This is a genomic window from Methylobacterium currus (assembly GCF_003058325.1).
GTDB lineage: Bacteria > Pseudomonadota > Alphaproteobacteria > Rhizobiales > Beijerinckiaceae > Methylobacterium > Methylobacterium currus.
Map to the genome: position 1 here is coordinate 4,103,661 of NZ_CP028843.1, position 19,197 is coordinate 4,122,857.

22 protein-coding genes are annotated in these 19,197 nt (G+C 70.2%); 19 read left to right on the forward strand and 3 right to left on the reverse strand.

The annotated features are described in order from the left end of the window. The first annotated feature begins 5 nt into the window (after positions 1–5). From DA075_RS19135 to DA075_RS19150, 4 genes are read left to right on the forward strand one after another with little or no spacing between them, the layout of a single operon-like run. Positions 6–2,102, forward strand: a complete 2,097-nt coding sequence (locus DA075_RS19135; RefSeq protein ID WP_099954558.1) for an acetate--CoA ligase family protein — start codon at positions 6–8, stop codon at positions 2,100–2,102. Beyond that, positions 2,099–2,458 (forward strand): hypothetical protein, encoded by a 360-nt coding sequence (locus DA075_RS19140; protein WP_099954559.1) that lies wholly within the window; start codon positions 2,099–2,101, stop codon positions 2,456–2,458. Before DA075_RS19135 ends, DA075_RS19140 begins: the two co-directional genes overlap by 4 nt. Next, positions 2,455–3,315 carry an alpha/beta fold hydrolase gene (locus DA075_RS19145; RefSeq protein WP_099954560.1) on the forward strand — a complete coding sequence of 287 codons (861 nt, stop codon included), beginning with the start codon at positions 2,455–2,457 and terminating at the stop codon, positions 3,313–3,315. Before DA075_RS19140 ends, DA075_RS19145 begins: the two co-directional genes overlap by 4 nt. Continuing rightward, a complete protein-coding gene (locus DA075_RS19150; RefSeq protein ID WP_099954561.1) occupies positions 3,312–4,781 on the forward strand; it encodes an aldehyde dehydrogenase family protein in 1,470 nt (489 codons plus the stop codon). The genes DA075_RS19145 and DA075_RS19150 overlap by 4 nt, the downstream gene beginning before the upstream one ends. 699 nt (positions 4,782–5,480) lie before the next feature. Here the strand turns inward: DA075_RS19150 and DA075_RS19160 are convergent. From DA075_RS19160 to DA075_RS19170, 3 genes are all read right to left on the reverse strand, one after another. After that, positions 5,481–5,744 carry a hypothetical protein gene (locus DA075_RS19160; RefSeq protein WP_099954563.1) on the reverse strand — a complete coding sequence of 88 codons (264 nt, stop codon included), beginning with the start codon at positions 5,742–5,744 and terminating at the stop codon, positions 5,481–5,483. A 108-nt stretch (positions 5,745–5,852) separates the two neighbouring features. Then, complete coding sequence (locus DA075_RS19165) at positions 5,853–6,677, reverse strand: sensor histidine kinase (protein ID WP_232387784.1); 825 nt, start codon at positions 6,675–6,677, stop codon at positions 5,853–5,855. 395 nt (positions 6,678–7,072) lie between these two features. Continuing rightward, positions 7,073–7,360, reverse strand: a complete 288-nt coding sequence (locus DA075_RS19170; RefSeq protein ID WP_099954565.1) for a response regulator — start codon at positions 7,358–7,360, stop codon at positions 7,073–7,075. 28 nt (positions 7,361–7,388) lie between these two features. Here DA075_RS19170 and DA075_RS19175 point away from each other — a divergent pair, with 28 nt between their 5' ends. The 15 genes from DA075_RS19175 to DA075_RS19245 all read left to right on the forward strand — a co-directional run bounded on the left by DA075_RS19175 (position 7,389) and on the right by DA075_RS19245 (position 19,196). Beyond that, positions 7,389–8,078, forward strand: a complete 690-nt coding sequence (locus DA075_RS19175; RefSeq protein WP_167456058.1) for an FAD-dependent oxidoreductase — start codon at positions 7,389–7,391, stop codon at positions 8,076–8,078. A gap of 394 nt (positions 8,079–8,472) precedes the next feature. Beyond that, the gene (locus DA075_RS19180; RefSeq protein WP_099954567.1) at positions 8,473–9,249 is read left to right on the forward strand and encodes an AfsR/SARP family transcriptional regulator; all 777 of its coding nucleotides are present in this window, start codon (positions 8,473–8,475) and stop codon (positions 9,247–9,249) included. 440 nt (positions 9,250–9,689) lie between these two features. Continuing rightward, on the forward strand, positions 9,690–9,968 hold the full coding sequence (locus DA075_RS19185) for a hypothetical protein (protein WP_099954568.1): 279 nt from the start codon (positions 9,690–9,692) through the stop codon (positions 9,966–9,968). Further along, a complete protein-coding gene (locus DA075_RS19190) occupies positions 9,965–12,064 on the forward strand; it encodes an ATP-binding protein (protein ID WP_099954569.1) in 2,100 nt (699 codons plus the stop codon). The genes DA075_RS19185 and DA075_RS19190 overlap by 4 nt, the downstream gene beginning before the upstream one ends. After that, on the forward strand, positions 12,064–12,930 hold the full coding sequence (locus DA075_RS19195) for a Pvc16 family protein (RefSeq protein ID WP_099954570.1): 867 nt from the start codon (positions 12,064–12,066) through the stop codon (positions 12,928–12,930). Before DA075_RS19190 ends, DA075_RS19195 begins: the two co-directional genes overlap by 1 nt. 10 nt (positions 12,931–12,940) lie before the next feature. Next, a complete protein-coding gene (locus tag DA075_RS19200) occupies positions 12,941–14,116 on the forward strand; it encodes a phage tail sheath family protein (protein WP_099954571.1) in 1,176 nt (391 codons plus the stop codon). A gap of 28 nt (positions 14,117–14,144) precedes the next feature. Next, positions 14,145–14,588 (forward strand): phage tail protein, encoded by a 444-nt coding sequence (locus tag DA075_RS19205; RefSeq protein ID WP_099954572.1) that lies wholly within the window; start codon positions 14,145–14,147, stop codon positions 14,586–14,588. A 10-nt stretch (positions 14,589–14,598) separates the two neighbouring features. Then, positions 14,599–14,991: a hypothetical protein gene (locus DA075_RS19210; RefSeq protein ID WP_099954573.1), complete on the forward strand. Its 393-nt coding sequence runs from the start codon at positions 14,599–14,601 to the stop codon at positions 14,989–14,991. Further along, positions 14,904–15,134, forward strand: coding sequence for a DUF6760 family protein (locus DA075_RS38410; protein ID WP_331254773.1), 231 nt, complete (start codon positions 14,904–14,906; stop codon positions 15,132–15,134). The genes DA075_RS19210 and DA075_RS38410 overlap by 88 nt, the downstream gene beginning before the upstream one ends. Continuing rightward, positions 15,131–15,904 carry a hypothetical protein gene (locus tag DA075_RS19220; RefSeq protein ID WP_099954574.1) on the forward strand — a complete coding sequence of 258 codons (774 nt, stop codon included), beginning with the start codon at positions 15,131–15,133 and terminating at the stop codon, positions 15,902–15,904. Before DA075_RS38410 ends, DA075_RS19220 begins: the two co-directional genes overlap by 4 nt. A 2-nt stretch (positions 15,905–15,906) precedes the next feature. Beyond that, positions 15,907–16,560, forward strand: coding sequence for a CIS tube protein (locus DA075_RS19225; protein WP_099954575.1), 654 nt, complete (start codon positions 15,907–15,909; stop codon positions 16,558–16,560). Next, positions 16,560–17,780 carry a phage late control D family protein gene (locus tag DA075_RS19230; RefSeq protein ID WP_099954576.1) on the forward strand — a complete coding sequence of 407 codons (1,221 nt, stop codon included), beginning with the start codon at positions 16,560–16,562 and terminating at the stop codon, positions 17,778–17,780. Before DA075_RS19225 ends, DA075_RS19230 begins: the two co-directional genes overlap by 1 nt. Before the next feature lie 13 nt (positions 17,781–17,793). After that, positions 17,794–18,456, forward strand: coding sequence for a phage baseplate assembly protein V (locus DA075_RS19235; protein ID WP_099954577.1), 663 nt, complete (start codon positions 17,794–17,796; stop codon positions 18,454–18,456). 10 nt (positions 18,457–18,466) lie between these two features. Further along, positions 18,467–18,748, forward strand: coding sequence for a PAAR domain-containing protein (locus DA075_RS19240; RefSeq protein ID WP_099954578.1), 282 nt, complete (start codon positions 18,467–18,469; stop codon positions 18,746–18,748). 1 nt (position 18,749) lies between these two features. Then, positions 18,750–19,196 carry a GPW/gp25 family protein gene (locus DA075_RS19245; RefSeq protein WP_099954579.1) on the forward strand — a complete coding sequence of 149 codons (447 nt, stop codon included), beginning with the start codon at positions 18,750–18,752 and terminating at the stop codon, positions 19,194–19,196. Position 19,197: the final 1 nt, after the last annotated feature.

Below are 19,197 nucleotides of genomic sequence, written 5' to 3' on the forward strand. Positions count from 1 at the left end.
GACGCATGAGCCCAAGTCTCGGCCGGTCCCTGCTGCATCCGCGCAGCGTGGCGCTCATCGGCGCCTCGGACGATGCCACGAAGACCGGCGGGCGTCCGCTCGCCTACCTGCGCCGGGCGGGGTTCTCCGGCGCGGTCTATCCGGTCAATCCCCGCCGCGAGACCGTGCAGGGATTGCGCGCCTATCCCTCCCTCGACGCCCTGCCGGAGGTACCCGACCACGCCTTCATCCTGACGCCGACAGAGGGCGCGCTGGAGGCGGTGGCGGCCTGCGTGGCGCGCGGCGTGCCGCTCGCCACCGTGCTGGCCGGGGGCTTTGCCGAGGAGGGCGAGGCGGGTCGGGCCCGCGAGACGGAGTTGCGCCGCATCCTGGCCGGCGGGTCGACACGCCTCCTCGGCCCCAACAGCATCGGCATCGTCAACGTCGCGACGGGACTGAGCCTGACGGCCAACGGCGCCTTCGCCGAGCCCGAGATCCGGCGCGGCGGCGTGTTCGTCGCCTCGCATTCGGGCAGCATGATCGGCGCGATCCTGTCGCGGGGCCTCGCCAAGGGCCTCGGCTTCGCGGGGTTCGTATCGACGGGCTCGGAGGTCGATCTCAGTCTCGGCGAGATCTGTGCGGCGACGCTCGACGATCCGGCGATCGACGTCTACGCGCTGTTTCTCGAATCGATCGCCCACGGCTCCGACCTTCGGCGTTTCGCGGCCGCGGCGGCTTCGCAGGGTAAGCCGGTCATCGCCTACAAGCTCGGCCGCTCGGCGCAGGGCGCCGAGCTGTCGCAATCCCATACCGGCGCCATCGCGGGGGAGGACGGGATCGCCGACGCCTTCCTGCGCGATTGCGGCATCGCCCGGGTCGAGACGCTCGAGGGCCTGATCGAGGGAGTCCCACTGATCCGCCGGGTGGGTATCCCGAGCCGGCCGCTCCGGCCGAGGGTGGCGGTGGTCACGACCACGGGCGGCGGCGCCGCCATGGTGGTCGACCAGCTCGGCCTGCGCGACATCGAGGCCGCCGTCCCGAGCGAGGCCACCATGGCGCGCCTGACTGACCGCGGCGTCGTGGCGCCGCGCGGCCGGATCCTCGACCTCACCCTCGCCGGCACCCGCCCGGCCGTGATGTCGGCGGCGCTGGAGACCCTACTGGAGGCACCGGAATTCGATCTCGTGGTTGCGGTTGCGGGCTCCTCCGCCCGGTTCCAGCCCGACTTGCTGGTGCCGGCGATCACGAGCGCGGCGAGGAACGCCGGCCGCCCGCTCGTCGCCTTCGCGGCACCGGAGGCGCCGCAGGCGCTGGCGCACCTCGCCGAGGCCGGGATCCCGTGCTTTCGCACGCCCGAGGCCTGCGGCGACGCGATCGCGGCAGTGTTCGGGCGGCGACCCGCGAAGGCCCTGCCGCCGCAGGTCACGACGCGGGCAGGCGGGACCTCGCGCCTCCTCGACGAGGCCGAGGGCTACGCGGTGCTCGCCCGCCTCGGCCTCCCGGTCGCCTCCCATGCGGTGGTGGAGGCCGGGGCGACGGCCTCGCCGATCGGCTACCCGGTGGCGGTCAAGCTGCTCTCGGCCCAGGTGCTGCACAAGACCGAGCTCGGCGGCGTCGCCCTCGGCATCGGCGACGATGCGGCCTTCCGGGTGGCGGCCGCGGGCATCGCCGAGCGGGTGCCCCGGGCGCAACCCGGCCTCGCGGTCGAGCGGCTGCTGGTCCAGGCGATGGCTTCCGGGCTCGGCGAAGTGCTGCTGAGCATCCACCGCGACGCGGATGCGGGCCTCGTCGTGATGCTGGCGGCCGGCGGAATCCTGGCGGAAATCCATCGCGACCGCAGCCTGCGCCTCGGTCCCGTCGACCGAAGCGAGGCCCGGGCGATGATGGACGAGGTCAAGGCATTGCGGGCGCTGGCCGGCTATCGCGGCCGGGAGCGGGGCGACCTCGATGCCCTCGCGGACGCCATCGTGGCCCTGTCGGCCTGCGGCGCCGACATCGTCGAGGCCGAGATCAACCCGCTCGTCGTCCGACGGGCGGGAGAGGGCGTCGTCGCGGTCGACGCCGTCGTTCGGGTTCGCGAGAACTTCATGATTGGAGAAGCGATGACCGGGGAGACACCATGATCGACCACCTCGCCGAGCGGGTGAACGCGGATGCGCTCCTCGTGCATCGTGGCCGCTTCGTCGACACGACCTTCCTGATCGGGATCGGGGAGGAGAGCTGGCTCGTGCGCATCCGCGACGGGCGCGTCGACGAGGTCCGCAAGGGCCCCTTCGTCATGGCGCGCTGGACCTTCGCCCTGCGCGCCTCGGCCGAGAGCTGGCGGACCTTCTGGTCGCCGGCGCCGCCGCCCGGCTTCCACGACCTCTTCGCGATGATCCGGTTCGGCCGCCTCTCCGTCGAGGGCGACATGCACCCCTTCATGGCCAACCTGTTCTACTTCAAGGGCGTGCTCGCCGCGCCGAGGAGCCCCGCATGAGCGCGCCCGCCTACGAGCCGATCACCGGCCGCTACCTGCGCGTCGACCTCCTCGGCAAGCCGCACCGGGTCTATGTCGAGGAGGCCGGCGAGGGCGTGCCGCTCCTCTGCCTCCACACGGCCGGGAGCGACAGCCGGCAATGGCGCGGCGTCATGAACGATCCCGGCATCCTGTCGCGGTTCCGGGTCATCGCCTTCGACCTGCCCTGGCACGGCAAGTCCTCGCCGCCGGCGGGCTGGCACGAGGACACGGAGTACCGCCTCACCTCGCGCGACTATGCCGACGTCATCCTGGGCGTCGCCGACGCCCTCGGTCTCGACCGGCCGGTGGCGATGGGCTGCTCGATCGGCGGCCGCATCGTGCTCCACCTCGCCCTCGATCACCCCGAGCGGTTCGGGGCGGTGATCGGCCTGCAATCCGGCGGCCACGTCGCGCCCTACTACGACACGCAGTGGCTCCACCGTCCCGACGTCCACGGCGAGGTCTCGGCCGCCGTGGTCTCGGGTCTGATCGGGCCGGCCGCGAGCGACGAGGACCGCTGGGAGACGCTCTGGCACTACATGCAGGGGGGCCCGGGGGTCTTCAAGGGCGACCTCTACTTCTACAAGGTCGACGGCGACATCCGGGGACGCCTGTCGGAGATCGACACCGCCCGGTGCCCGGTCCACCTCCTGACCGGGGAGTACGATTACAGCTGCACCCCCGACGACACCCGGGCCGCCGCCGCCAGCATCCGGGGCTCGGAAGCGGTGATCATGCCGGGGATCGGCCATTTCCCGATGAGCGAGGATCCGGAGGGCTTCCTCCGGCACCTGCGTCCGGTGCTCGAGCGCATCCTGTCGGAGCGCCGGCCGTGACCGGGGCGCCGGGTCCGGGCGCACGCCGCGACGCCGAGGCGGCCTATCCGGCCCTCGCCCTCGTCGTCGGGGACCGCTGGATCGGGGCGGAGGAGCGCCCGACCGTCCCGGTCGTCGATCCGAGCACAGAGCGCGGACTCGGACACCTGCCCCTGGCGGACGAAGCCGACCTCGACCGTGCCATCCAGGCCGCGCACGACGCCTTCCCGGGCTGGCGCGACACGCCGGCCCTCGCGCGTGGCCGCATCCTGCGCGCCGCCGCCGCCTGGCTGCGGGCGCACAGGCGGGACTGGGCCGTGCTGATCGCACTTGAACTCGGCAAGCCGCTCGCCCAGGCGGAAGCGGAGGCCGAGACGGCCTGCGAGATGATCGAGTGGGCTGCCGAGGAGGGCCGCCGCCTCTATGGCCGCGACATCCCGCCGAGAACGTCCGGCCTGCGCCTGACCGCGTTCTCCGAGCCGGTCGGACCGGTCGGCGCCATCGCGGGCTGGAACGCGCCGGCGATCACCCCGGCGCGCAAGATCGCCGGTGCGCTCGGCGCGGGTTGCTCGATCGTCATCAAGCCGTCGGAGGCAACTCCCGCCTCGGGCCTCATGCTCGCCCGCGCCTTCGCGGAGGCCGGCCTGCCGCCGGGCGTCCTCAACCTGGTGTTCGGGGACCCGCCCGCCATCGGGCGGACGCTCGCCACCGATCCCCGCCTGCGGATGCTCACCTTCACCGGGGGCACTTCGGTCGGCAAGGAGCTCGCCGCCTGTTGCGTCGCGACGATGAAGCGGATGGTGATGGAGCTCGGCGGCCACGCACCCGTGATCGTGTTGGCCGATTGCGACGTCGAGGCGGTCGCCCGGGCCGGCGCGGCGGCGAAGTACCGCAATGCCGGCCAGGTCTGCACCTCCCCGACCCGCTTCCTCGTCGAGGCGCCCGCCTATCGTCGCTTCGCCGACGCCTTCACGGCCGCGGCGCAGGCGCTGAGGGTCGGCGACCCGTTCGCGGCGGGCACGCAGATGGGCCCGCTCCAGAATGCCCGCCGCGCCGCCGCGATCCGGGCCATCCTGCGAGAGGCCCGGCCGCGAGCGACCGTGATCGAGGGATGCGCGCCGGAGGGGCCGGGCTTCTGGCAGGCGCCCGCCGTGCTGACGGATCTCGGATCGGACGCGCGAGCCTGGCACGAGGAGCCCTTCGGCCCCCTGGCGGTCCTCGCGCCCTGCGCCAGTCTCGACGCGGCGATCGCCGAGGCGAACCGTCTGAGCCTGGGACTTGCCGCCTACGCGTTCACCGGCAGCCTCGCGGCGGCCGAGCGCCTGGGCCGCGAGGTCCAGGCGGGAACCCTGGCGGTCAACCACTGGTCGGCGTCGTTCCCGGAGACGCCGTTCGGCGGCGTGAAGGACAGCGGCTTCGGTCTGGAGGGCGGCCCGGAGGGCGTGATGGCGTTCCGCCAGCAGCGCTTCGTCTCAGTCGCGTCGTGAGGCGGAGCGGGAATTTGGGAGGAGGTCGCCTCCGCGGCTTGGTCAAGCGCTCAACCCGGTCGCTGCGGCGACCGGCATCCGGTCTCGACGAGCACGCACCCGTCTCGGGCGAGAGGCTTCCCGTCTCGGGCGAGAGGCTTCCCGTCTCGGGCGAGAGGCTTCCCGTCTCGGGCGAGAGGCTTGGCGGCGGCCTTCAGGTCTCCGGGCGTCCCGGCGTAGCAGCTGGCATGGACCGATGGTCAGGCGGCAGCCCGTAGAAGCGGGCCGGGTTCCCGACCAGGATCGAGGTGCGTTCGATGCCCGACACACGACCGCCCTATCCGGCTGAGACCCGTCGTCAGATCGTCGGACTGGTCCGCGCTGGACGCGATTCCACACATCTCGCCCGTGATACCGCCGCGCCTTCGAACGGACTCGTTCGAAGGCGCTGGCCAAGCCCGAACGGGCGCCGGCGCTGATGCGCCGGACGCTTTCGCATCGACGTGTCGATGCGAAAGCGCGATCGTATGAGTTAGTTTGGTGGGTCAGGACCAACCGTCACCGTCCCGGAGCATTCGATCTGACAGATCCTTTCGATTGGTTCGATCGACAATTCAGAATGATCGGGTCGGGACGAGCGCAATCGCTCGAATTTATTGAGTTTCGAGAGGGGTGTTGACAGCCGGAGTCTGAATCGTCGCCCGCGATCCCTGCTGAGGCTCAAGGCCGCGGCCGGCTCGTCTTCAGGCTGGCAGGAGCGGTGTTCGCCAGAGGCCGTACGGTCGAAATCCCGGGCGTCGCCGCGCCGGTCAAGGTCTCGGTGTCGCCCGGAGACACCGCAGCGGCGGCGAACAGGCCGCCCGGACCCTCGTTCGGCACCTCGATCCGCGCACCCCACACGTCGATCATGTGCGTCCGTTGCGCGAAGGCACTGCCGTCGGTTGCGGCAAGGATAGTCACGGCGAAAATCAGGCGGTACAACATCTGCGTATCTCCTAAATCGCGCCATCCTTGAAGCGTGACGCCTGCATTTAAATATAAGTCATGAAGTGATCCATACTATCGCTTCAAGGTATATACGATGGTATTCATTCATTTGGAAGAGTCATACGAAGATATGAGTTCGGTGGATTCGATGCTGATTGCATGGCAGGATGGCCGTCCCGAACTATCGGGACGGCGACATCCGTGGGACGCGCCGTCCTTCGGTGCCATGGTGGCGGACCGCTCCACGATCACGCCGAAAGCCGATCCTCGACCGTAGCGGGATTGCACGCTGACCGGATGGCCGAGGGCCTGGGCGGTCTGGCGCACGATGTGGAGACCGAGGCCGAGCCCGGCTCCGTCGCGGCGGCCGGCCCGATCGAAGGCCTCGAAGATGCCGGTCAGGCGCTCCGGCGGAATGCCAGGCCCGTCGTCGTGGACCTCGATCGCGATCCGACCGCCCTGCCGCCGGCACCCGATGACAACCCGTCCGCCCCGGCCCGCATACTTGACGGCGTTGCCGACGAGGTTGCGCAGGATCGTCGCGAGCATCGCGGCTTCGCTCTCAACGCATACATCCGAGCCGCGCACGTGCAGCCGGACCCCGGCCGCCTCGGCATAGGGCTGCCATTCGGCCGCGACCACGGCGAGGAGGCGGCCGAGCGGCACCGGGCCTAGGCGCGGCGGCGCCCCGCCGACCTGTGACGTGCGGGCGATGTCGTCGAGTTCGCGGCCGAGGCGCACCAGGGCGTCGCTGGCGAGGCCGAGCCGTGCGGCGGCACGCGGCCCGACGCCCTCGGAGACCGCACGCTCGATGGCCATGAGGGCGACCTGGAGCGGCTGCTTGAGATCATGACCGGCGACGGCAAGCAGCCGGGACATGGCATTGCGGGCGGCTTCGGCACGGGTCAGAGCATCGCCGCCGGCCGGCATCGCCACCATCATTCCCATTGCTGCCTCCTCGATCGGTCCCAAGCCGGGACGGCGCATCCATGGGCCGGACCATGCATCTTGGCCGTGAAGCGTGAAATCATACGGAGGTTTGCCCCGGACGACCCGCGATGCCACCCCTGATCGCGGAGGCCCGCCCGCGGACCTATACTGCGGTATGAGGTCGTCATCTGTCGTCGCGATGCCGGCGGAGAGGCCGACGCCCTGATTCCGGAGTGAGGCCAGGTGACGGGTCCGCCGGGCATCGGTCCGGCGCCCCCGTCCGAGGGGCGTCGGGAGGCCCGATGCCCCGGACCGGATCCGGGACGCGCGGGCTCGACGCCGCCGGCCGGCGCATTTGCGCGGCCTTGCGGCGCGTCCCGCTGACGGGCCCGCGGTCAGGACCCGACCGTGTCCTCGAGGCAGCGGATCAGCGCATCGGACGCGAGGGGCTTGCGCAGGAGGTCCCGCGCCCCGCCCGCGAGGGCGCGCCGGCGGATCGCATCGTCGTAGAACCCCGTCATCATGATGATTGGCAGGTGCGGCCGGATGCGCCTCACGGGCTCCTGCGGTTCCAGGCCGTTGATGCCCGGCATGTCCACGTCCGTCAGGAGGCAGGCCGGCTTTGCCGGCGCTTGCCCCGGCGCCTCACAGGCCAGGAACGTGTCGGAGGTCCGGGTCGACATGCGCCACGTGGTCGAGCGCAAGCGGGCGATGGTGGCCGGCCTCGTCGCGATGCACCTCGACACGTACCGCGACAGCGGCGCCGAGCTGGTTATGGGCAGCGCGCGGTTCACGGGCCCGAAGACGATCGCGGTCGACCTGAACGCGGGCGGGGAGCCGGTGCTCACCGCCGACACCATCGTGCTGAACCTCGGCACGCGTCCGGCGATTCCGGACGTTCCCGGCCTGCGCGAGGCGGAGCCGCTGACCAACATCGAGGCGCTCGAACTCGACGCCCTGCCCGACCACCTGATCGTGCTGGGCGGCGGCTATGTCGGCCTCGAACTGGCGCAGGCCTATCGCCGGTTCGGCAGCGCCGTCACGGTGATCGAGCGCGGGGAGCGGATCGCCAGCCGCGAGGACGCGGACGTGGCGGACGAACTGGCGCGGCTCCTCGCGGCCGAGGGGATCGCCCCGTCCAAGGCGTCGACCGAGCCGCGCATCTTGCGACAGCGGCGCGAGCGCTTCCTCTTCCCGCGCGGCTCCACGACGGCGAAGCAATCCTCGACGCCTGCTGCACTGCCCGAACGGCACTCACGCCAGACCCGGACCGCATCCGCTCCCTGGCGAACGTCCCATCCATCGGATGCGTCAAAAGCTCAGGCGCAACGGTCCAAATGCCCCGGCTCGGCCTCGCGCCGAGGAACGCCAGCACGACCGGCACGGCCGAATTGGACTTGACGGCAATCCGTGCGGCCGGCGGCTGGACTCGGCGCGGAAAATCCAGGCGCTTCGCGTGCCGCTGCGGATCGAGGGACAACGTTTCCGCGGCTTCGAAAGAACTGCCACGCGACATCGCCAACAAGGTTGTATCATCGAATTCTTCCATCGCCGTATCTCCCCTGCATTGACCGCAGAGCAGATAAAATCCTCCAAAAATCTCACGTTTTAAAGCGGATGTATTGTGTCGGTGTCGGCGGTAGACGGCCCGCATCCAATCGTCAGCACCTCAGCCCCACGTTCTCCTGGTTCCTGCCACGGGCTCCAAGGGGTATTTGAAGGTATCCAGATTGCGGCAGGTGCGGCTCTGGACTATCGTGACTTGTTAGCTTCGTCCGCGATCGAGCATCCGGCCATGCTGCAGGTCCGTCTATTAGGGTGCTTTGCCCTCGAGCAGTCCCAACGGGACCAGTCGGCGGTGCTCGGCCGAAACGGGCGGCGGCTCGCAGCCTACCTGTTCGCCTATCCCAACCGCAGCCATCGGCGCGACAAGCTGATCGACCTGTTCTGGACCGAAAGCGCGCCGGACCAGGGGCGTACCGCCTTCAGCACGGCGCTCTGGAAGATCAAGCGCACCATCGGCGCCTCCGGCCGGCAGATGGCGCTGCACGCGGTCGGGCAGAACGTGGTGCTGGAGATCGCCAAGCCGGCGATCGTGGACGCGCACCGCTTCGCCTCCGATATCGAGGTCGCGCTCTCGGCGAGCTGCGCAGACTCGATCCGACCGGCGATCGAGCTCTATAGCGGCGCATTTCTCGAGGAATTCGACGGGGACTGGGTGCTGGAGGAGCGCGAGCGCCTCGAAGTCCTCTATGTCCGCGCGCTGACGCTGATGATGCGGCAGGCCGCGAACCAGTCCCGCTACGAGGACGCGCTATGCTGCGCGCGCCGGATCCTCGCGACGGACCCGATGCGCGAGAGCGCGCAACGCGCGACCATGCTGCTCTACACGCTGAATGGACAGCGCGGCCAGGCCATCAGGCAGTTCGAACGGTGCCGGGCGACCTTACGCGAGGAATGCGGCGTCGACCCGATGCCGGAGACCCGCTCGCTCGACCTGATGATCCGCAGCGGCGCGGTCTTCGAGCGGATCCCGACACTCCTCAACGAGACGTTCGGAACCGGCGGCTGAGCCGCGGCGAAACCCGGCATACGCTCGTTCCGGGTCGAACCACCCCGTCACGCTTGCGCGTTCGCCAGGGCAGCCACGACCTGGGCGTCGCTCTCGGCGTGCCCGGAAATTGGTGGACTTCCGGTGCCGTCGAGCGCGAAGGCGGCGAGCGAACCCTATCCCCGAACGCCCAGCATCACTCTCCGCGCGGTCGGCTCCCGGCCGCCGGACCGTGATCGGCCCGGCGGCGCGACATCGAGACCAGGCGCGAGAGAGATGGCGGAGAGACGACCGACATCCCCGGCGCCAGCGGCGGAGAGCCGGGCGCATCCGATCCGGAAGCGGCGAGCGACGACCGGACGAGCGCGCGACCTGCGCGCCGCGCCGCCTCGACGAGCCGCGCGCCAGGCCCCGCAGATCCGCATGGGCTCTGCTGGCCTCGGTCAAGGAGGTGAGCTCCGGTGATTGACGCGTGCCATTCCCCCTCTTCCGACGGCGCGGGTCCGTCGGTCTCCGGCGATCGCGTTCTGATCGTGCGGATCTGGCGCGAGCCGAACCGCACGCCGCCGCGGGACGAGGATTGGCGCGGGCACGTCTATCTGAGCGGCGTCGACATCAAGCGCCGCTTCGTCGGCATGGACCGGCTGTTCCGGGCGATACGGACCCTGCTCGGGCAGGCCGTCCGTGAGGACGATGCCGCCGAGACGGCCGTCCGGTCGGGCGAGGGCGAACCGCGATGAACGCCGAGCCGCAGAAATCGGAGCGGCGCTGGGCCGAGCTCGAGAAGGCGCTCGCTCATGTCGAGACCTGGCTCGCCCCCGAGGTCGAGCGCGTCGCGCGGGGCTTCGAGGGCGGCCAGGCGGGCGCGTTTCACGGGTTGGTCATGGGTCCGGACGAAGCGCGGCGCGCACTCTCGGACGAGCGCCGCTCCCGCATCCCGGTCGACCGGGCCGCTGCGGCGAAAGACCTTCCGGAGCAGACGCGCCTGGCGACGCTGTGCGGCGCCGACGCTTTCGACGCCTGCGTGTTGCTGCTGGCGCTCGCGCCGGAGGTTTCGAGCCGCTTCGGCCGGATCTACGCCTTCCTGCAGGACGATCTGGCGAGAACGCGCCCGACGTTCGACCTCGTCCTCAATCTCATCGCGCGCGACCCCGCCGAGCGGCTGGCACTCCGGCGCAGATTCGCGCCCGACGCGCCGCTGATCGCCGAGCGGATGATCCAGACATGGGGCGAGCCCGGCGGACACTGGCTGACGACGCAGATCACGCTCGATGCGCAGATTCTGCGCCTCCTCACCGGGGACAGCGGGATCGACGAGCGGCTCGCCGGCTTCGTGCGCCTCGCGCCAGGGACCGCGCGCGCCGGGACGGATGATGACAGCGCCGCCGCCGCCGGGGCGTCCGCGGCGCTCGTCCGCGCCCGGCGCGTGTGGTTCGACGGACCCGACCCCTTCGCGAAGCGGCGGGCCGCGGCCGAGGCCGCGCGGCTCGCCGGGATGCCGTTGATCGAGATCGACGAGACCGCCATTCCCGCCGACCGCCCGCCGGCGCAGATCGCCGCCCTGCTCGTCCGGGAGGCGGCGCTGCGCGACGCGGCGCTGTTCCTCGACGGGCTCGAGGACGAGGACAGCCGCGAGCCCTGCCCGTTCTGCACGGCCTTTCTGGCGGAGGCCGAGCGGAAGGGGGCGATCGCATTCCTCGCGGGCAAGCAGGCCTGGCTGAGGGACGGCTGGGCCGCGCGCGGCCTTGCCCGGGTCGCCGTCCCGCGACCGGACGCGTCCGCCCGGCAGGCGATCTGGACCACGAGCCTCGCCGCGCACGACCTCGGCCTCACGGCGGATCAGATCCATGTCCTGGCGCGGCGTTACCGCCTGACCGGCCGCCAGATCGAGACCGCCGCGGCGGTCGCGGCCGCGGCGGAGCCGGATGCCCGGCCCGATGCGGCATCGCCGAACGCGGCATATCGGCGGGTCGTCGCCGCGACGCGCGCCCAGACCGGACAGAGGATCGGCGCACTCGCCGCCCGGAGGCCGCCTCGGGCGCGGTGGGAGGACCTGATCCTTCCCGAGGATGCGCTGAGGCAGCTGCGCGAGCTCTGCCGGCGCGTCGAGCTGCGCGACAGCGTGCTGTCGCGATGGGGCGAGCGTCACCGCGCCGGCTCCGCGCGCGGCGTCCACGCGCTCTTCGCCGGCTCCTCCGGCACGGGCAAGACCATGGCGGCGGAAATCGTCGCCGGCGAACTCGGGCTGGATCTGTTCCGGATCAGCCTCCCGAACACCGTCAGCAAGTACATCGGCGAGACCGAGAAGAACCTCGACCGCATCTTCGACGCCGCCGAGGATAGCAACGCCATCCTGTTCTTCGACGAGGCCGACGCCATCCTCGGCAAGCGCTCCGAGGTCAGGGACTCCCACGACCGCTACGCCAATCTCGAGATCAGCTACCTGCTGCAGCGGATGGAGGAGTTCGACGGCGTGTCGATCCTCGCGAGCAATCTGAGAGCGAACATCGACGACGCCTTCACGCGGCGCCTCGCCTTCGTGATCCACTTCCCCTTCCCCGACGCCGCCCACCGCCGGCGGATCTGGGAAGGCGCCTGGCCCGATCCGGACCGGCGGCCACGCGACGTCGACCTCGATCGTCTGGCGTCCCAGTTCAAGCTCAGCGGCGGCAGCATCTCGAATATCGCGGTCGCCGCCTCCTTCCTCGCGGCGGAGCGTGAACAGGACGTCGCGACGGGCGACGTCGTCACGGCGCTCCGGCGTGAATTCCAGAAGCTCGGCAAGCCCGCCGCAGAGCAGGAGCTCCGCGACAGCCTCACTGCGGGAGTCGCGTGATGCTCGATCTGGTGGACAAGGTGGTCGAGGAGATCCTGGACGCCGGCTGGCCGGTGACGCTGGCCAAGCCCGCCTTCTCCTTCGCCGCGCCCGACGACACCTTTCCGGCCTTCGTCGTCAATGCCGGCGGGCCGGTGCTGAACATCTTCATGACGGACGTGCGCGAGAACCGTCACCTGCGGCGGCCCGAATGGGACAAGATCGAACTCGGCGCCGGAGCGTCCTCCTCGCATCCTCCGGTCTATCTCGACATCGTCTACGTCGTATCGGCCTGGAGCCCTGCAAGCGACCAGCAGGCGGCCGACCCGGTCGGCGTCGAGCACCGCTTCCTCGGCGAGGCGCTGCGCATCCTCCTGCGCAACCCGGACGTCGTGCCGCAGGCGATCGGCCTTCCGAGCGGGGGGGCCGTGTTCAACGCCGCGCACGTCTATCTCTCGGCCGCCTATCCCGAAGGCGGCCAGCCGCTCAACGACTTCTGGACCACGATGAAGCAGGGCTGGCGGCTGGCCGTCCAGCTCACGGTGACGGCGCCGCTCGACCTCCTGCTCGACGGCCCGGCCGAACCGCTCGTGATCACCTTCATCCAGCGCTTCCTGCCGGCCGGATCGGCGACGGCCGAGCAGCGCATCCAGATCGGCGGGCGCGTCGTCCGCGCCGCCGGCGGCGCGCCGGTCCAGGGCGCAAGCGTCCGCCTGATGGCGTCCGGACGGGAGATCACGACCGATTCCCGCGGCCGCTACAGCTTCGCCGGGCTCCACCCCGGCCTGCACCGGATCCGGGCGTCGGCGGCCGGGCTGACCCCCCTCGAGCGCGACGTCAGCGTGCCGGACGGCCCGCCGGCGGACCACATCTTCGAGCTGTCGTGAGGAAGCGATCATGGCGACCAGCTATCCCAACACGCCCGGCGTCCAGATCCTCGAGGTTCGGCTCGGCGCGCCGCCCATCGCCGGCGTCGGCACCAGCACCGCGGGCTTCGTCGGCAAGTCGCCGATGACCGGCCGCTTCCTGAAGGTCGCGCGGCTCGTCACGAGCGCCGACCAGTTCGAGGCCGACTACATCACCGGCAAAAACGCCGCCGACCCGCCGGCTGCCGACAGCACCTCGCTCTCCCGGGCGGTGTTCGGCTTCTTCGAGAACGGCGGGACGACCTGCTACGTCGTCAACGTCGATTCCGAGGCCCAGGGAGACGTCGTCGCCGGGATCAAGCTGCTGGAGCCGATCGACGAGGTCGCGATCATCGCCGCTCCCGGCCACGTCCATCCGGACGTCTATGCCGCCCTGGAGGACCAAGCCTTCCGGACCGGCGACCGCTTCGCCCTTCTCGACCCGCCCGCCAAGGTCGACGACCTCGCCAAGCTCAAGGCGGGCGGCTCCAACCGTCCTCCGGCCTCCGACTACGCGGCATTCTACTATCCGAGGATCCAGGTGATGCCGAGGCTCGCCAACGATCCGAAGGACAGCGTCGCCAATCCCATCTTCGCCTCGCCCACCGGACATATCGCGGGCGTCTATGCGCGCGTCGACGCGGCGCGCGGCGTCCACAAGGCCCCGGCGAACGAACGCATCCTCGGCGCGCTCGGGGTCGAGCACCCGCTCGGCAATGCGGAACAGAACACGCTGAACGCCGACGGCGTGAACCTCATCCGCATGTTCGCCGGGCAGGCCACGCTCTGGGGCGCGCGCACGCTGCAGGCCGCCGACGCGGCGGACAAGACCTTCCGCTACATCAACGTCCGCAGGCTGGTGAACTACGTCGAGGAGTCGCTCGAGGACGGCCTGCGCTTCGCGGTGTTTGAGCCGAACAACCTCGCCCTGCGCCAGACGATCACGCGCTCGGTGCGCGGGTTTCTCGACGGGGTCTGGCGCGACGGGGCGCTCTTCGGCGCGACGCCGGACGAGGCCTACTACGTGCGCTTCCCGGATCTCTTCAACCGGGACGAGGACCGTGCGCTCGGCAAGCTCACGATCGAGATCGGCCTCAGGGCCGTCTATCCGGCCGAGTTCATCATCGTGAGGATCGGCCTGATCATGCAGAACGCAGCCGCTGCCTGATCCTGATCCCGAACAAGGAGCCGCCGCCATGCCACAGCCCGGCCAGCAGCCGATCTATTTCAGGGCCTTCCAGTTCATGGTCGAGATCGACGGGATCGACAACGCCCGCTTCCAGGAGGTGGGCGGCATCGATGCCACCATCGACATGATCGAGTACCGCGAGGGCGGAGACATCCTCGGCCCCCGCAAGTTCCCGGGAATGACCAAGCATTCGAACCTGTCGCTCAAGCGCGGATTCACCGACGACAAGCAGTTGTTCAACTGGTTCGAGGACGTCATGACCGGACGAACCGAGAAGATCCGCAAGAATATTTCGATCGTCCAGCTCGACATGGCGGGAAAGGAGACGCTTCGCTGGAATCTCTTCAGCGCCTTCCCGATCAAGTACACGGCGGCGTCCTACAACGCCAAGGGCAATGAGCTTTCGATCGAGTCTCTCGAGATCGCCTACGAGCGGATCGAGAAGGCGTGAGGAGGCCGCGATGCTGCAGACCGAATACGACTTCACGCTCCCGATCGGCTACCAGGACGGGGAGGGGTCGCTGCACCGGGACGGGGTGATGCGCCTCGCGACCGCGGCGGACGAGATCCTGCCGCTGAAGGATTCCCGCGTGCAGGGCAATCCGGCCTATCTCTCGGTCATCGTCCTCTCGCGCGTCGTCTCGCGGCTTGGTTCGGTGCCGCAGATCACCCCGAAGGTGATCGAAGGCCTCTACGCGGCTGACATGGCCTACCTGCAGGCCCTCTACAACAAGCTCAACGACGTCGATGCACAGAGCGAGCAGATGTGCCCGAACTGCAGCCACGTCTTCGCGGCGGAATACGCCGCGGGGGGATCCTCGGCTACCCTCTCGACCAGCTCTACGAGGAGGTAGCCTTCCTGGCCTACCATTTCCACTGGCCGCTCGATCAGCTCGTGGCGCTGGAACACGCCGAGCGGCGGAAATGGGTGAGCGAAGTCTCCCGCATGAACGAACGATCCATCGCCGAGGCGAAAGCGAGCCTGGAGCTGACATGACGCGGCTGGAATTGCGCGACGACATCGGCGGACAGATCGCGGGCCGGCATGGCGGCTTCGCCGCCCGCCTGGCCGGACGCTACGCCTTCTCCCGCGCGTCGGCCTCGGCCGCCGCCATGACGCTTCACGCCGCGGGGCCCTCGTCGCTGATCCTGCACCTCCGGTCGACGCTCAGCGCCGCGCCGCGCTTCAACCTGTCGCTGACCGTCGCGGCCGTTCTGCGGGAGGTGGCACGCCCGGCCGCGGAGACGAGGCCGCCCGCCCGCATCGCAGCGCCGGTTGCGGCGATCCGTGAGCGCGCTACGCCGCCGCGTGCATCGGAAGCGCCGCGCCGCCCGCTGCTCCCGCGGTCCAACGCCCCCCGGACTCCGCCCGTCGCGCGCGAGATGCGCCTCAGCACCGTCCGTGAGACCGTGTTCCGGACGCGAGCGATCGGCGCTCCCGAGCCGGGAGGCCATCCTGCGGGCCCGCCCGACGCCCGCGCCGTGCGCCGTTACGCACCCGCCGCCAGCAGGCGCCGCGAATTCGCCGTCGCAGCGCTGCCGCGCGCGATGGCGCGGCCGGACGCCCGACCGCTCGCGGCGGCGATCGGCCGGCTCGAGGCGGCGGTCGACAAGCTCGCGGGCGGGGCCCGGCAGGAGGTGCTGCGATCCTCCGCCGAGAGCGTCGCGCCGATGCCGCCGATCGATCCGCGGCGGATCGCCGACGAGGTCCTGCGGACCCTCGACCATCGCGTCGTCGCGATGCGCGAGCGGATGGGGCGGAGGTAGCAATGGCGCTCGTCAAGGCCACCATCACCACCGAGCATTCGGGCGCCGTGTTTTCCGTGATGTTCAATCCGGAGGAATACGCGGTCAATCAGGACAACACCTTCGCATCGCAGAGCATTCCTGGCCTCAGCGGTCCGGTCATCCAGTTCGCGCATGGAGGGTCACGCACGCTCGACCTGGAATTGCTGTTCGACACCTACGAGCAGCAGAGGGACGTGCGGCAGGAAACCGAAAGGCTGATCAAGCTGATGCGGATCGACCCGGAGCTGCACGCCCCGCCGATCCTGAGGGTCGAGTGGGCATCGCTGCAGTTCCGCTGCGTGCTGACCCGCGCCAACCAGCGCTTCATCCTGTTCCTCGCCGACGGGCGGCCGGTCCGGGCGCGCGTCACGACGAGCTTCCAGGAATTCATCGACCCCGAGCGCGAAGCCAAGGAGGTCAGCCGCCAGACCGCCGACTACACCAAGCTCCACACGGTGGCGCAGGGCGAGACGCTGAGCGCGATCGCCGGCCGGACATACGGCGATCCGCGCCTGTGGCGGGTGCTGGCCGTGGCCAACGGCATGGACGATCCCTTCGACCTCCGGGCCGGCCGCGCCCTCGTCGTCCCCGCCATCCCCTACGTCGACGCCGAGACCGGGGAGCTCGTCACCTGATGGGCGCCTATCCCCGATACGCCCCGGAATACGCGCTCAGGATCGACGACGCGCCGATCCCGGCGGCCCTGCGCGGCTGCATCTCCAGCCTCACCTACGAGGATGGCATCGACGGCGCCGACAGGGTCGAGATCACGATCGCCAATCCCTCCCTCGTCTGGCTCGACCATCCGCTGCTCGCCGTCGATCAGCCCTTGTCGCTCGCCATCGGCTATGCGGGCGAAACGCTGGAGGAGGTCTTCGCCGGCGAGATCACCGGCGTCGCCCCGAGCTTCCCTTCCGGCGGCATGCCGATGATCACCGTCACCGCGCACGACTTCCTGCAGCGGCTGACGCACGGGACCAAGGACCGCGGCTTCAGGGTCAGCATTCCGAGCATCGGCAACTTCCCCCTGCCGGATCCGCTGGTCGCCGCCATCGTCAGCGGGACCAACGCGCTGATCCCTGACATCGACCCGATCGGCGGGGCGCTCTCGACGCTGGTGTCGCTCGCGACGTTCCTCAGCTTCCCGCAATTCGCCCAGAAATCGGTCAGGCTGCAGACATCGGAGAGCGACTTCGACTTTCTGAAGCGCGTATCGAGGGAGAACGGTTGGGAGATCTTCATCGATCATTCGGCCGAGCCCAAGGGCCGCGTGCTGCGCTTCCAGTTCCTGCTGCAGGATTATTCGGCGAGCGTCGAGCTCGCCTGGGGATCCTCGCTGATCGAGTTCACGCCGCGGCTGACGACCGTCGGCGACATCTTCGGGGTCAGCGCGCGCGTCTGGGTCGACAGCATCGGTGTCGAGTTCGTGATCATCGTCTCCTGGGACTACGACCGCGCCTCGCTCGACGTCCAGATCTACCCGAACCTGGTCGGCCAGATCGACGACCTGATCGGGCCGGCGAACGCCAAGAAGACGCTCACCGTCAAGCCGACCGGCTACGCCACCGCACCGCGCAAGATACTCGGCGAGCTGCTGCCACGCCTCAACGGCCGGCAGACCGGCCGCGGCAGCGCGATCGGCAACCCGCGGATCAAGTCCACCAAGGTGTGCCGGCTCGGCAATCTCGGCGGCCAGTTCGGCGGGCTCTATCGCATCACCTCGGCGAGCCACACCTTCGATTCCAGCGGCTACCGCACCTCCTTCGAGGCCCGCAAGGAGGTCTGGTTCGGCTCGGTGCCCCTGCCTTTCTCCGCTCCAAACTACCGGCCGCTCACCGGCCAGTTCGCACGTTGAAGGAGGTCGCGTCATGAGCCAGTCGGTCAGGCAACTCGCGGGCGTCGCGGACGGACCGCTTCCGGATGAGTTCGCGATCGCGCCGGGCGTCGTCACGAACAACGTCGACATGATCGCCGAGGGCCGCGTGCAGGTGCATATCGCGTCTGCGCCGGGCATCGATCCGTGGGCGCGGCTGTCGAGCGTCGGCGGGGGCTCCGGCCGCGGCTTCTACTGGGTGCCGCAGCTGCACGACGAGGTGCTCGTCGCCTTCGCGCAGAACGATCCGAACTCGGCCTACGTGCTCGGCGGGCTCTGGAGCACGCTGTGCCGGCCGCCCTCGCTCGTGCCGGTCGAGGCGCCGACCAAGCGCGTGATCAAGACCGGCGTCGCCGCCGGCATCGGCCACGAGATCGAGTTCGACGACGCCCTGCAGTCGATCTCGATCACCACCTCGACGATGCAGAAGGTCACGCTCGACCCCCTCGCCATCACGTTGAGCAACCTCGCCGGGACGCTCAAGATCTCGCTCGACAACACGACCCAGTCGATCTCGATCCAGGCCGTCAACAGCATCGACCTCAAGGCGACCGAGATCTCGCTGACCGGTGCGTCGGTCGCGATCAAGGCGGGCAGTGTCTCCGTCACGTCGGCCGGGCCGTGCACGGTCACCGGCCTTCCCATCAAGTTGAATTGAGGAGGCCGGCATGCCCTTCGCTGCGCGCATCGGGGATCCGACCGGCCATCCCGGCGTCATCGTCGGGCCCGGCGTCCTGACGGTTCTGATCGGCGGCATGCCGGCCGCCGTCCAGGGCGACATGCATGGCTGCACCATGCCGCCGCCGGCGGGACCGCATCCGCCGAGCCCGATCGCCAAGGGCAGCCTGACGGTGCTGATCGGCGGGCGAGGCGCTGCGCGCGTCGGCGACGTGTCCGGCTGCGGCTCGCCGATCCTCGCCGGCATGCCGCTCGTCGAGATCGGAGGCTGAGATGCCCGATCCGGCGCGCGCCTTCCTCGGACGCGGATGGGCCTTCCCTCCGGCCGTCGCCGGGCGCGACGTCGCCATGGCGGCGTACGAGGAGGACATCCGCCAGGCGGTGCTGATCATCCTCGGCACCGATCGGGAGGAGCGCGTGATGCGGCCCGACTTCGGCGCCGGCCTCTCCTCCTTCCTGTTCGAGCCGATCGGCATCGGACTCGCCGAGCGGCTGCGCATGCGGGTGCTCGAGGCGCTGGTCGATTGGGAGGCGCGCATCATCGTCGAGCAGGTCTCGGTCGCGCCGATGACCGGGCAGACGCCGGAAGCGGCCGTGCCCGGCGATGTCCGGCCGGACCCGAACGGCGCGGCGCTGGTCGTCTCGATCGAGTATCGCGTGCGGGCAACCAACGCGGTCCGCAACCTCGTCTTCCCCTTCTACCTGGAGGAGGGCCGCTAGC